This window comes from Alienimonas sp. DA493 (assembly GCF_043951915.1).
GTDB lineage: Bacteria > Planctomycetota > Planctomycetia > Planctomycetales > Planctomycetaceae > Alienimonas.
In genome coordinates, this window is sequence record NZ_JBINJD010000151.1 from 1 (window position 1) to 12,176 (window position 12,176).

General features: G+C 69.4%; 12 protein-coding genes. 11 read left to right on the forward strand and 1 reads right to left on the reverse strand.

Features of this window, described 5'->3' with window-relative positions; genetic code table 11:
* Window positions 1–204: 204 nt before the first annotated feature.
* The 11 genes from ACG2DA_RS18160 (at window position 205) to ACG2DA_RS18210 (ending at window position 11,786) form a co-directional block, all read left to right on the forward strand.
* Window positions 205–831: a protein-tyrosine-phosphatase gene (locus ACG2DA_RS18160; RefSeq protein WP_395257445.1), complete on the forward strand. Its 627-nt coding sequence runs from the start codon at window positions 205–207 to the stop codon at window positions 829–831.
* A gap of 107 nt (window positions 832–938) precedes the next feature.
* Window positions 939–1,397: a hypothetical protein gene (locus ACG2DA_RS18165; RefSeq protein ID WP_395257425.1), complete on the forward strand. Its 459-nt coding sequence runs from the start codon at window positions 939–941 to the stop codon at window positions 1,395–1,397.
* 128 nt (window positions 1,398–1,525) lie between these two features.
* Entirely contained in the window at window positions 1,526–2,089 is a 564-nt protein-coding gene (locus tag ACG2DA_RS18170; protein ID WP_395257427.1) for a YdeI/OmpD-associated family protein, read from the forward strand.
* A gap of 63 nt (window positions 2,090–2,152) precedes the next feature.
* Window positions 2,153–2,638 (forward strand): VOC family protein, encoded by a 486-nt coding sequence (locus tag ACG2DA_RS18175; RefSeq protein WP_395257429.1) that lies wholly within the window; start codon window positions 2,153–2,155, stop codon window positions 2,636–2,638.
* A gap of 256 nt (window positions 2,639–2,894) precedes the next feature.
* Entirely contained in the window at window positions 2,895–3,449 is a 555-nt protein-coding gene (locus tag ACG2DA_RS18180) for a hypothetical protein (protein ID WP_395257431.1), read from the forward strand.
* 131 nt (window positions 3,450–3,580) lie between these two features.
* Entirely contained in the window at window positions 3,581–5,083 is a 1,503-nt protein-coding gene (locus ACG2DA_RS18185; RefSeq protein ID WP_395257433.1) for a sulfatase, read from the forward strand.
* A 95-nt stretch (window positions 5,084–5,178) separates the two neighbouring features.
* On the forward strand, window positions 5,179–5,967 hold the full coding sequence (locus tag ACG2DA_RS18190) for an SDR family oxidoreductase (RefSeq protein ID WP_395257435.1): 789 nt from the start codon (window positions 5,179–5,181) through the stop codon (window positions 5,965–5,967).
* A gap of 100 nt (window positions 5,968–6,067) precedes the next feature.
* A complete protein-coding gene (locus tag ACG2DA_RS18195; protein WP_395257437.1) occupies window positions 6,068–7,594 on the forward strand; it encodes a type I 3-dehydroquinate dehydratase in 1,527 nt (508 codons plus the stop codon).
* A 126-nt stretch (window positions 7,595–7,720) separates the two neighbouring features.
* Window positions 7,721–8,941 carry a Fic family protein gene (locus ACG2DA_RS18200; RefSeq protein ID WP_395257439.1) on the forward strand — a complete coding sequence of 407 codons (1,221 nt, stop codon included), beginning with the start codon at window positions 7,721–7,723 and terminating at the stop codon, window positions 8,939–8,941.
* Between the two features lie 148 nt (window positions 8,942–9,089).
* On the forward strand, window positions 9,090–11,399 hold the full coding sequence (gene ppk1 / locus ACG2DA_RS18205) for a polyphosphate kinase 1 (protein WP_395257441.1): 2,310 nt from the start codon (window positions 9,090–9,092) through the stop codon (window positions 11,397–11,399).
* A gap of 165 nt (window positions 11,400–11,564) precedes the next feature.
* The gene (locus tag ACG2DA_RS18210) at window positions 11,565–11,786 is read left to right on the forward strand and encodes a hypothetical protein (RefSeq protein WP_395257443.1); all 222 of its coding nucleotides are present in this window, start codon (window positions 11,565–11,567) and stop codon (window positions 11,784–11,786) included.
* Between the two features lie 145 nt (window positions 11,787–11,931).
* Here the strand turns inward: ACG2DA_RS18210 and ACG2DA_RS18215 are convergent.
* A partial coding sequence (locus ACG2DA_RS18215) for an H-X9-DG-CTERM domain-containing protein (RefSeq protein ID WP_395254334.1) occupies window positions 11,932–12,176 on the reverse strand: 245 nt, incomplete at its 5' end.

The following is a 12,176-nucleotide window of genomic DNA, read 5'->3' on the forward strand; positions in this document are numbered from 1 at the left end:
GCCGCCCGCCCCCGACGGCGCCCCGCGGGCAGATCAGATCGTCCGGCCGACCCCGCGGCTGGACCGCGGCCCCGCGGAACCCGTCCACCTCGCCTCGACGCCCCGCTGAGGCCGGCCCCGCTCCCCCCAAGGTCCGTTATGCCCTCCGCCGCCCTGCTGACCCTCGCACTGCTGGCCGGCGACGCCCCCGCCAAACCCGCCGCCATGTCGCCGGACCTCGCGCCGCCGTTGCGAACCTACGTCGTCGCCCGGGTCGCGGAGTTCGATCAGATTCCCGCCGCCCGCAAGGCCCAACTGGAAGAACTGGCGGCCCACGTCCGCGAGCGGCGGGAGGCCGGGGCGCCGGTGCGGCTGACGTTTATTTGCACGCACAACTCCCGCCGCAGCCACTTGGGGCAGCTCTGGGCGGCGGTCGCCGCGGAGGCGTACGGGGTGGAGGAGGTCGAGACCTTCTCCGGCGGCACGGAGGCGACCGCCTTCAACCCCCGGGCCGTCGCCGCCCTCCAGCGGGCCGGTTTTCAGATCGAATCCGACGGCGCCGCGACGAACCCCCGCTACGCGGTGACGCTGGGCGAGACGCTGCCGGCGTCAGTCTGTTTCTCGAAGAAGTACGACGAGGCCCCGAACCCGCGGTCGGACTTCGCGGCAGTGATGGTCTGCACCGACGCCGACGAGGCCTGCCCGATCGTCCCCGGCGCCGCGGCCCGCTTCGCCCTGCCCTACGAAGACCCGAAGATCGCCGACGACACCCCCGCCGAGGCGGAGCGCTACGACGAACGCACCGCCCAGATCGGGCGGGAAATGCTGTATGCGTTCTCGCGGGTTCAGTAAGACAGAGCAAACATATGCGGCGACCCATAACACTTCGCTAATCCCGCAGCGGCAGAAGTAGTTTGAGAGGCGGGATTAGCAACTACCAGAGGCAACGAGGCGCCAGAATGTCGGAACAGCAGCTTGCCGAAGCAATCATCGCTCTTTCGCACGCCGATGACTGGGAAGAAGCAAAGCGAGAGTGGTCCCTCGCAAAAGTATACGAAGCCGAAGAGCCAGAAACCTGCCTTTGCGGCAAGTACCCGATCTTAGAGATTTGCATCCTGCATAATAGGCTAAACCATGAACTCGCCACAGTTGGCAATCACTGTGTAAAGAAGTTTCTGGAACTCGAATCTGACAAGATCTTCTCAGCCATCAAGAGGGTGCGACGGGAGAACAAGCGTGCTCTGAACGCCGAGGCAGTTGAGTACGGTCATAACAAAGGTTGGATCAACGCTTGGGAGAGAAGCTTTTATTTGGACACAATGAGAAAAAGAAATCTCTCGGAAAAACAACGAGCAAAACGCGTACAGATCAACGAGAAGTTTTCTGCCAACCTTAAAGAATCCGGTTCTCGCAGCTAGTGGTTTATGTCAACGCGCATGCCGTGCGACATCCGACCCTCTTCAAAAACGCCACACCGCTCCGCATGCTCACCCGCCCCGTCCGCTCCGCTCCCGGGGCGTGAGAGCATGGCACACAAGGTTGGCGAATGAAGACATCTCCCAAAGAACCACCGCCGGCCAAGACCGCGGCCCGGTTCGACGCCACGCCGCTCCGCCCCGCGGACGGCGGGGATTGGGCGTTCGTCGTGCTGCCGAAGGCGGTCAGCGAAACGCTGCCCCGCCGCGGCCGCACGACCGTGGAGGGGACGCTGAACGGGGCGCCGTTTGAGCAAACCCTCGAACCGGACGGCCAACTCAGCCACTGGCTGCGGGTCGACCCGGACCTGCTCGACGCCGCGGGGGCGGCGGTCGGGGAGGTCGTTTCGATCGAACTGCGGCCGGTCGACGCGGAGCCGGAGCCGGCGGTCCCGGACGACCTGCAGGAGGCCCTGACGAGCTCGCCGGCGGCCCGGCGGGGGTGGGACGCGACGACGACGCTGGCCCGGGTGGACTGGGTGCATTGGGTCGTCTCCGCCAAACGGCCGGCGACCCGGGCCAAGCGGATCGCCGAGGCCTGCGACAAGCTCGCCGGCGGGGCGAAGCGGGTTTGCTGCTTTGATTCGTCCGGGTTCTACAGCAAGGCCTTCAAACCGCCGACGCCGGCGGAGTGAACGCCGACGCGGCGGCACGCTACGCTGCGCGGCCCCCGCCCGTCCCCCCTCAGAAGTCGTTCGATGCAGCCCCCGGTCCCCTGCCTCTGGTTCGACGGCGACGCCGAGGAGGCCGCGGCGTTTTATACGTCGCTGCTGCCAGACTCCCGCGTCGGCCGGGTGCTCAAATCCCCCGTCGACACCCCCGGCGCCGTGGCCGGCCAGGTCATCACCGTGGAGTTCACCCTCGCCGGGGCGCCCTACGTGATCCTCAACGGCGGCCCGGGGCACCCGCACACGCAGGCGGTCTCCTTTCAAATCCACTGCGAGGACCAGGCGGAGGTCGACCGGCTGTGGGCGGCGCTGGAGGAGAACGGCGGCTCGCCCATGGCCTGCGGTTGGATCACCGACCGCTGGGGCGTGTGCTGGCAGATCGTGCCGAAGCGATTAATGGAACTCATCGCCGACCCCGACCCCCAACGGGCCGAACGGGCGATGAATTCAATGATGGAAATGATCAAAATCGACGTCGCGGAGGTGGAACGGGCCGCCGACGGGGCGGCGGACTGACCGTCTATCCGAGCAGCCCTGGCACAATTCCTTCCCCGCATCGTCGCTCGTCCCGACGCTCCGCGTCGGGACGCACGGGCCGCAGAGCGGCCGGACGCTCCGCGTCCTGTGCGGGGCGACGCAGAGCGTCGCCCCGAGAGGAACGGGGCGTTTTGCGCTCCGAGGCGTTTCGGACGGGCTCCGGGCAATCGCTGTCAGCAAACCGGCGGGCGAGCGTTATCATCGGGCGTCGCCGGTTCTCTCGCCGATTTATCTCATGGCTGATTCGCTCCCCCGCACCCGCCGGCAGCGGCTCGCGTGGGGCGTCGGCGTGGCGGTCGTGACTCTGCTGTGTCTCGTCAGCGGCGTCTTTCGCTGGTCGGAATTGAATTGCCGGCACGAAGAGGTCGACCTCAACTCCGGCCGCGTCCGGCACACGCGGTTCCTCCTGTACTGCCAAGTCGGCGAACGCATTGAGGAGACGTGGCTCTCCCGGGCGGTCGCCGCCCCCCCGGGGCCGGCGGACTGGCGGCGAGTCAATACGTTCTCGCCGGGCGCGGGGCATTCGCCACACTATCAGTATCACAGCGCGATTCATCAGATTGACACGCTGGCGCTGGCGGACGAAATACTTCCCTTCACGCCGGACGCCCGCCGGCAGGTTGCGGAGAGATTGCTGTCGTCGTGGCGGACGAGCGACGATGACGAGACCGACGACTACGTCGACGAGGTCGGCCGGATCGCGTCGGCCCGGCGGGAAGCGAGCGCGGCGGCGGTGACGGCGGCCGATCTCTCGCCATTCTCCCGCAGGCGGAGCGTCCCGGACCCTTGAAGGGTCCGGGACGCTGGCGTGACCTACCGCGACGGCAAACGGAACAGCGCTCCGGCCGACGGCGGGGGCGGCGGTTGAGAGCGGGGGCGTTTATGCTGCCTCGCTCGTTCCCCGCTCGGAAAGCGCCGCCGATGTCTCGCACTCTTTCGTCCCCCGTCCGACTGGCGGCGGGACTCGTCGCCGCGGCGTTCGCGCTGGCCGGGCCGACGGCCGGGGCGGCCGACGAGGCGGACGCCGCGCCGGCCGAACCGTACGACGTGCTGTTCCTGATCTCCGACGACCTCACCGCCGGGGCGCTCTCCTGCTACGGCAATACGGTCTGCGAGACGCCGAATATCGACGCCCTCGCCGCGGAGGGCGTGCGGTTCACCCGGGCCTATTGTCAGGCGACCTATTGCGGACCGTCGCGGGCGTCGTTGCTCAGCGGGTATTATCCACACGCCACCGGGGTGTTCGGCTACGTCAGCCCCCGCCCGCAGATCGGCGATCGGGAGACGTGGCCGGAGTTCTTTAAGAACCGCGGCTACGACTCGACCCGCGTCAGCAAGATTTTTCACATGGGCGTCCCCGGCGGCGTCGAACGGCGCGAGGGCGTGACGGACCCGCGGGCCTACGACGGGGCGGACGACGCCCAAAGCTGGACCGCCCGCTACAACAGCCCCGGCCCGGAGTGGCGGGCCGCCGGCGACGGGGAGACGCTGGAGGGCAACCCGGACGGCGCCAAGCCGGTGGTCGGCGGGAATACGTTCGTGGTGGTCGAGGCTGACGCCGGCGACGAGGCCCACTCCGACGGCAAGACGGCCGCCAAGGCCGTCGAGTTGATCTCTCAACCGCGGAACGAGCCGCAGTGGCTCGGCGTGGGGTTTGTGCGGCCGCACGTGCCGTTCGTGGCGCCGCGGCCGTACTTCGAACCTTTCAAGCCGTACGCAGACCTCGCCCTGCCGGAGCGGCTGGAGAACGACTGGGACGACATCCCCAAGCCGGGCATCAATTATAAAACCAGCCGCAACATGCAGATGGACCTCCGCAAGCAGCGGAAGGCCCTGGGCGGGTATTACGCCTCCGTCGCGTTCATGGACGCCCAGGTCGGCAAAGTCATGCGGGCGCTGGAGGAGTCCGGCCGACGGGACCGCACGATCGTGATCTTCACCAGCGACCACGGCTATCACCTCGGCGAACACGACTTCTGGGCGAAGGTGAGCCTCCATGAGGAATCCGCCCGCGTGCCTTTAATCATCAGCGTGCCCGGCAAGGCCCCGGCAGTCTGCGACAGCTTTGTGGAACTGCTCGATTTATTCCCCACCACGCTGAGCCTGTGCGGGTTCGAACCGGCGGCCCGGTTGCAGGGGAAGGACATTTCTCCGCTGCTGGACGACCCGACCGCCGAAGTCCGCGAGCGGGCCTTCTGCGTGGCCCCGAACCGCCGGGGGTTCCTGCTCCGCGACGACCGGTTCGCGTTCATTCAATACGGGGAGAACGCCGCCGGAGGGATCGAACTATTCGATATGCACGAGGACCCGCAGCAGTTTTATAACCTCGCCGAGCGACCCGCCTACGCGGAGACCGTCGCCCGCTATCGGGGGCTGCTCGCCGACAAACTGGCCGCCGTCCGCGACGACGACCTACCCGACTGACCGCCCGCCCCCGGGGCGGCCCCGTGTTCGGCGAGAACGGCGGCGGGTAGAACGGGCGGCGCTTTCCCCGCCGATCTTCTTCCCGCAACGCTCCAATGGCCGACCCCGATCCGTTCCGTCCGCTGGCCGGGCGGCGCGCCCTGGTGACGGGGGCTTCCTCCGGCATCGGGCGGGCGATTGCGAAACTGTTGGCCTCGGCGGGGGCGGCGATGGTCGTCAGCGCCCGGCGGGCGGAGCGGTTGGAGGCGTTGGCGCAGGAGATCAAGGCGGCCGGCGGGGTCGCCCACGCGATCCCCGCGGACGCGGCCGACAACGCCGCCGTCGACGCCCTCTGGGAGAAAGCGACCGCGGCCCTGGACGGCGTGCCGGACCTGGTCGTCGCCAACGCCGGGCGGGGGTTGCAGGGGGGCGTGCTCAGTTCCGACGAGGCCGCCTGGGAGGAGATGACCCGCCTCAACGTGCTGGGGGCGATGCACCTGATGAAGGTCGCCGCCGGCGCCCTGCGGGGCCTGCACGACGGGCCGAACGACGACGCCCCGCGGGATCTGTTCGTGATCGGCTCGGTGGTGGGGACGAACGTCTCGCCCTTCTCCGGCGTGTACGGGGCGACGAAGTTCGCCGTCGAGGCCGCCGCCGAGGCCCTGCGGCGGGAGGTCGGCAAGAGCGGGGTCCGGGTGACCACGGTCAAACCGGGCATCGTCGCCAGCGAGTTTCAGGAGGTCGCCGGCTACGACCATGAGAACTTCGGGCAGGTCGTCGAGAAGTTCGGGGCGATGCTCGACCCGGAGGACGTCGCCCGCTGCGTGCGGTTCGTCGCCTCCCAGCCGGCGAACGTGCACGTCAACACGCTGACCGTCCGCCCGGTGGGGCAGGACTACCCGTGAGCCTCCCGCGGCCCCCCGGTACAACGCCGGTTCCCACCTAAGCCGGCCCCATATGGCGCCGGCTTGGGCGTCTTGTCGCATCGTCGGAAGGATTCGCCCCGTGCTCTGCATCGCCGTGACTCCGAGCAGCCGGACGCTGGCGAAGGTCGATCTGCTCAACGCCGCCCGGCGGGCGGACCTCGTGGAGCTCTGTCTGGACCACTTCTCAAAGGACCCGGACGTCGGCGACCTGATCGCGGGCTGCCCGAAGCCGGTGATCGTCTCCTGCCGCAGCACGCAGCACGGGGGGCGGTTCGACGGGGGCGAAACGCACCGGTTGGGACTGCTCCGGCAGGCGATCGTCGCCGGGCCGGCCTACGTGGAGTTGGACGTCGACGCCGCCGAGGCCCTGCCGCGGTTCGGGGAGACGAAGCGGCTGGTCGCCTTCCACAGTCCCCACAAGCCGCTGAAGAAAATCGAGGCGACGGTGGAGCGGGCCGTCAAGGAGTTCCACGCCGACGCGGTGAAGTTCACCTGGCCGACGCCCCACCTGTCGGCGGCCTGGCCGCTGATTTATGCGGTCTCGCAGAAGCTGTCCGTGCCGGTGGTGGGCCAGGGGATCGGGGCGGGCGGGCTGACGTTCAGCCTGATCGCCCGCCGATTCGGCTGCCCGTGGATTTACGCCGCGTTGGAAAAGGGCATGGAGGACGTCCCCGGCCAGCCGACGGTGGAGGAGTTGGACGCCTGCTACGACGCCCGCTCGATCGACCGGCGGACGCGGTTCGTCGCCTTCGCCGGTTTCCCCCCGAACGGCAGCGAAGACGCCGACGCGGACGCCGCCCGGGGGGCGATCTGCGGGCGCTGGAACGCCGCGGCGCGGACCGCCGGGGTTCCGCACCGGGCGCTGCCGCTGGAGGCGGGGCGGTTCGACCATTTGGGCGAGATGCTGCGCATCCTGAAGGTCCGGGCGGCGGCGCTGGGGCCGGCGTTGGGGGCGGAGGCCGCGGCGGGGTGGTCGCGGTTCGCCGCGCCCGCCCCGGGGACCGACGGCCGGTCGACACCCACGGCGGTGGTGAAGGAGGACGACGGCTGGCGGAGCCGGGCCTCCGCCCGGGCCGCGACGGCGGACGCCCTCGCGGCGTACTTCGGCGGCCACCTGGAACGCCGGCAGGTCGCGGTGTTGGGGGCGGGCCCCGGGGCGACGGGCCTGTGCCGGACGCTGCGGGACCGCGGGGCGACCGTGGCGATCGCCGACCCGGACGACGACGCCGCCGCGGCGCTGGCCCGCTCGCTGAACGCTCGGGCGGCGCTGTGGCGGGCGGTCTACATGACGCACTTCGACGCCCTGATCCGCGGCGAGGCGACCTCCGGGGGCGTGTCGAAATCGGCCGCTCTGACGGTGGGCGGCACCCGGCCGGACCCGTCGGGTGCCGGCCCGGTGCCGATCGGCGAGGGGCCGCGGGCCTTCGCGGAATCCGGCTTCGAACCGCGACTCAAAATTGCGGACGTCACGGCGGTCTGGGGCGACACGGACTTCCTCGCCGCCGCCCGCCGCCACGGCTGCACCGTCGTGGAACCCGCCGCCGTCCGCTCCGCCGTCCTGGCGGACCTGTTCCGCACCGTCACGGAAACGGAGTGGCTGGATTGAAAGATGTAAGTTCATGCCGCTCATCGTGTTGCAGTCGAAAACGGCACCTCGTTGCAACTTGCCGGGAGTCTTTGCAAAATTACACCTGTTTTTGCAATACGTTCGTCCTGATGCGGTCCCTCAAACATGGATCAGAGCGAGTTCACCCAAAACGCTCCCGGTGAGTTGATCGTCGTCCGGGTTCCGACGGGAGTTCCCGGCAACGACTGGGAGCGCGATTACGCGTTCGTTCCTCGCCCGCTGCCGCCAAACTGGGAGATGCCGCTTCACCTCTGGCCGCTTTTGGTCGAGGCGAAGGAGAAGGTGGGGATTTTGGAGGGAATCGGCTGGGGTCTGCCGAACCCGGCGATCCTGCTTCGCCCGCTCAGGACACGGGAGGCGGTGCTTTCATCTCGCCTCGAGGGAACCTACGTCACCCCGAGAGAGCTACTGCTGTTCGAACTGGAGGGGGGGCCTGAGACGCCCGACCCAGCCGAAACGGAGGCGCGGAACGACCAGAGGGAGGTTTCGAACTACGCCCGCGCCTTGCACTTCGGCATGTCCGACGACCGGCCGCTGTCGACCTTCTTCATCCGTCAGATGCACGGCCTCTTGATGGAAGGCGTGCGGGGGCAGGACCGCCACCCGGGGCGGTTTCGTACAATTCAGGCGGTGATCGGTTCGAGCCGTCGAGATCGCCGCTTCGTACCCGCCCCGCCGGAGCGGCTGGAAGAGTGTCTGGACGCATTCGGAGATTATCTCGGCCGTTCGCCCCGCCCGATCGATCCGTTGGTGGACGTCTTCGTCAGTCACTACCAGTTCGAGACGATCCACCCGTTCGAGGACGGCAACGGACGGGTTGGCCGCCTCCTGTTGGCGGTCTGTTTCCCGCGGTGGGGTTGCCTGACGAAGCCGTGGCTCTACATGAGTCCATTTTTCGAATCTCACCGGCAGGAGTACTTCGACGCGCTATTCGGCGTCAGCGCCCGCGGGGATTGGGCCAGCTGGATCGGTCTTTGTTTACGCGGCGTCATTGAAGTCGCCGACGACACAATCCGTCGTTGTAAACAGCTCATGACGCTTCGGGAGCAGTTCTCCGAGCGTGTGAAAGACAGCGGCGGCTCCGCCCGTCTGTGGGATGTCGCAGAGGGGCTGTTCGAGAGCCCGTTCGTTCGCGTCACGAACCTCGCGGAGCGATTGGGAACGCACTACAACACCGCCAAGCAGGATTGCGAGAAGCTTGTGGAGGCGGGCATCCTGGCGGAACTGCCCAAAACCCGCCCCAGAACGTATTACAGTCCTGAGATCTTCGACCTGGCTTACGCCGTCGCGCCTGCCCCCGGCGAGCCGGATGTCACCGAAGGCTGACGCCGTAGGGACGCCGCACGGGCTCCTGACGGGAGACAGACGCCACTGGCCGCTCTGGACGGGCGACTTGTCGGCCGGGGTCGACGGCCGCGGCCGGGTTCGGATGATGAGGGGCCGCCCACGCCCCCGTCACGTTCGCCCACGCCCCGTGTCGCCCGAACACTTTCTCAACCGCGAGCTGTCCTGGCTGGAGTTCAATCAGCGCGTGCTCGACGAGGCGGCCGACGCCCAGGTGCCGCTGTTGGAACGGCTCAAGTTCCTCGCCATCACCGCCTCCAACCTGGACGAGTTCTTCATGGTGCGGGTCGGCGGCCTGCAGATGCTCGCCGAGGAGAGCCGCGAAGCGTCCGGCGAGGCCGGCGACGACGAGGAGGACGAGGCGTTCTACGACGAAGACCTCGCCTCGGCCGGCGCCGGACCCGGCGCCCCGCCGGGGACCGACCCGGCGGGGATGACGCCCGAGCGGCAGCTCGCCGCGATCGCCGAACGCTGCGCCACGATGAACGCCGACCAGTACGCCCTGCTGGCCGAGCTGGACGAACAGCTCGCCGGGCACGGGTTCGTGCGGCCGGACCCGGCGAAGCTGACCACGCACCAGGCCGCGGCGCTGGACCACGCCTTCCGCGAGACGCTGTTCGGCGTACTCACGCCCACCAGCGTGACCGGGCCGGAGGACTTCCCCCTGGTGGAGACCGGGGCGGTCTGCGTGCTGGTGCGGCTCGCCCCCGCCGACGGCGGGAAAGGCGGCCGGGGCGAGGGCGGAAAGAACGCCGGGGGGGCCGGCCGGCCGGTCATCAAGGCCGCCGCCAACGCCCTCGCCGAAGGCGGGCCGCGGTTCGCGGTGATCCCCTGCGGCCGGGCCGTGCCCCGCTGGCTCACCCTGCCGGCCGACGGCGCCCAGGCGGAGCACGCCGCGGGGAGCCACGACGGCGGCCGGGCCTTCGCCTACCTGCCGGTCGAGGAGGCCGTCGCGCACCTCGCCGGCCGGTTCTTCGAGGGGCAGATCGTCGAGGAGACGGTCGCTTTCCGGGTCACCCGCAACGCGGACCTCGCCATCCGGGAGGACCAAGCGGGCGACCTGCTCCGTCAGATGCGGCGGGTGCTGGAAAAGCGCCGCCGCACCGGCTGCGTGCGGCTGGAGATGGCGGCGGGGGCCTCCGAGGAGGCGACCGCGTTCCTCACCCACTGTTTGGACGTCGCCGAGCGGGACCTGTACCTCGCGGACGGGCCGGTGGGCCTGGCGGCGCTGATGAAGGTCACCGGGGCCGCCGGCTTCGACGACCTGCGGGTGGACGACTGGCCCCCGCAACCGCCACCGCGGCTGGAGGGCGAGGAGCCGGCGTTCGACGCCCTGGCCGCCAACGACGTGCTTCTCTATCACCCCTACGACAGCTACGAGCCGGTCGTGCGGCTGGCCGAGGAGGCCGCCGACGACCCGGACGTGCTGGCGATCAAACAGACGCTGTATCGCACCAGCGCCGACAGCCGGATCGTCGCCGCCCTCAAAACCGCCGCCCGGGCGGGCAAGAGCGTCACCGCGGTGGTCGAATTGAAAGCCCGGTTCGACGAGGCCCGCAATATCGAATGGGCCCGCGACCTGGAGCGGGCCGGCGTGCAGGTGATCTACGGCGTGCGGGGCCTCAAAACGCACGCCAAATTGTTGCTGGTGATCCGCCGCGAGCCGGACGGCGTGCGGCGGTACGCCCACTTCGGGACCGGCAACTACAACGAGTCGACGGCCCGGGTCTATTCCGACGCCAGCCTGATGACCGCCGACGAGGACCTCACCGCGGACGCGGTCAACTTCTTTAACGCCGTCACCGGCTACAGCCAGCCGCAAGCGTTCCGGCGGATCGAGGCGGCGCCGATCGGCCTGCGGGAGCGGTTGGCGGAACTCATCGGCGCCGAGGCCGACCGCGCCCGCCAGGGGGCGCCGGCGGCGATCGACGCGAAGATGAACTCGCTGGTCGACCCGGCGCTGATCGACGCCCTCTACGACGCCAGCGCCGCGGGGGTGAAGATCCGGCTGAACGTCCGCGGCATCTGCTGCCTGCGGCCGGGGGTGGAGGGCGTCAGCGAGAACATCCAGGTCGTCTCCGTGGTGGACCGCTTCCTGGAGCACGCCCGCGTCTTCCGGTTCGTCCACGGCGGGGACGAACTGGTGTTCCTCTCCAGCGCCGACTGGATGCCCCGCAACCTGGACCGGCGGATCGAACTGCTGGTGCCCGTCACCGCCGAGCCCCTCAAAAAGCGGCTGCGGGAGACGATGAACCTGTATTTCCGCGACAACGTCAAAGCCCGCGCGCTGCACGCCGACGGCGTCTGGCGGAAGGTGACGCGACGCGGCCGCAAGATTCGCAGCCAACAGGCGCTGTACGAGGAGGCCGTCTCCCGGGCCGAACGTCTGCGGCCCACCGTCTTCGAACCCCACCGGGCCCCCGGCAAGCAGGACGAATAACCCGACGCGTCAGCGCGGGAACCGACGGCCGACGCCCCGCGGCGGCGTGCCCGCTCCGGGGGACATCCTTGCTTCAGGACGCGCGGCGAAGGACCATCCGGCGGTCGGCCGTTCGGCCCGACCTCTCCGCTCCTCCGAATCCGCCCCGCTCACGGCGAAGCTCCCATGCGATTGCCACTCCCCCTTTTCACCCGCTCGATCGATCTGCGGAAGCGTCCGCTGACCGTCGCGGCGCTCTGTTGCGCGCTCGCCTGCGCGACGACCCCGCTGGCCGGCTGCGACGGGTCGACCGGCGACGCCGAAACGCTCGAGGGCGACGAGGACGTGATGTCGGAGGACGACATCGAAGATTACGAGGCCGAAATGCGAGCCGCCGAGGGCGGCTGACCGCGGGCGGGAGTCCCGCCGGCCGCGTCGCGAGTTCGTTCGACGCGCGACGAAAACGCCCCGCGGTCGCCGAAGCGACCGCGGGGCGTCCGTTTTGGAGCGTTCTTCAAGACGTGCTCCGTCCGGCGGAACCGGGCGGCGTCGGTCAGAACTCGTCGACGACCTCGCCGCCGGCGCGGCTGCCGAGGGCGCCCCAGACGCCGTAGTTGCTGCGCCCGCTGCGTTTGGCGTTCAAGGCGCCGTTCTTGCCGGCGTCGATCGTCTCGGAGATGAACCGGACCGACCCGTCGCCCAAGCACACCTGCACGCCGCCGGTGTGGAAGCTGCCGGCGGAGATCACGCCGTTGCTGCCGTCCCAGCCGGACTGCAGACAGCTCGGGCCGTTCGGCG

What these genes read in the sequence shown, in the direction of transcription:
- ACG2DA_RS18160 (WP_395257445.1), top strand. Translation starts at nt 205, where the DNA reads ATGTCGCCGGACCTCGCGCCGCCGTTGCGAACCTACGTCGTCGCCCGG.
- ACG2DA_RS18165 (WP_395257425.1), top strand. Translation starts at nt 939, where the DNA reads ATGTCGGAACAGCAGCTTGCCGAAGCAATCATCGCTCTTTCGCACGCC.
- ACG2DA_RS18170 (WP_395257427.1), top strand. Translation starts at nt 1,526, where the DNA reads ATGAAGACATCTCCCAAAGAACCACCGCCGGCCAAGACCGCGGCCCGG.
- ACG2DA_RS18175 (WP_395257429.1), top strand. Translation starts at nt 2,153, where the DNA reads ATGCAGCCCCCGGTCCCCTGCCTCTGGTTCGACGGCGACGCCGAGGAG.
- ACG2DA_RS18180 (WP_395257431.1), top strand. Translation starts at nt 2,895, where the DNA reads ATGGCTGATTCGCTCCCCCGCACCCGCCGGCAGCGGCTCGCGTGGGGC.
- ACG2DA_RS18185 (WP_395257433.1), top strand. Translation starts at nt 3,581, where the DNA reads ATGTCTCGCACTCTTTCGTCCCCCGTCCGACTGGCGGCGGGACTCGTC.
- ACG2DA_RS18190 (WP_395257435.1), top strand. Translation starts at nt 5,179, where the DNA reads ATGGCCGACCCCGATCCGTTCCGTCCGCTGGCCGGGCGGCGCGCCCTG.
- ACG2DA_RS18200 (WP_395257439.1), top strand. Translation starts at nt 7,721, where the DNA reads ATGGATCAGAGCGAGTTCACCCAAAACGCTCCCGGTGAGTTGATCGTC.
- ACG2DA_RS18210 (WP_395257443.1), top strand. Translation starts at nt 11,565, where the DNA reads ATGCGATTGCCACTCCCCCTTTTCACCCGCTCGATCGATCTGCGGAAG.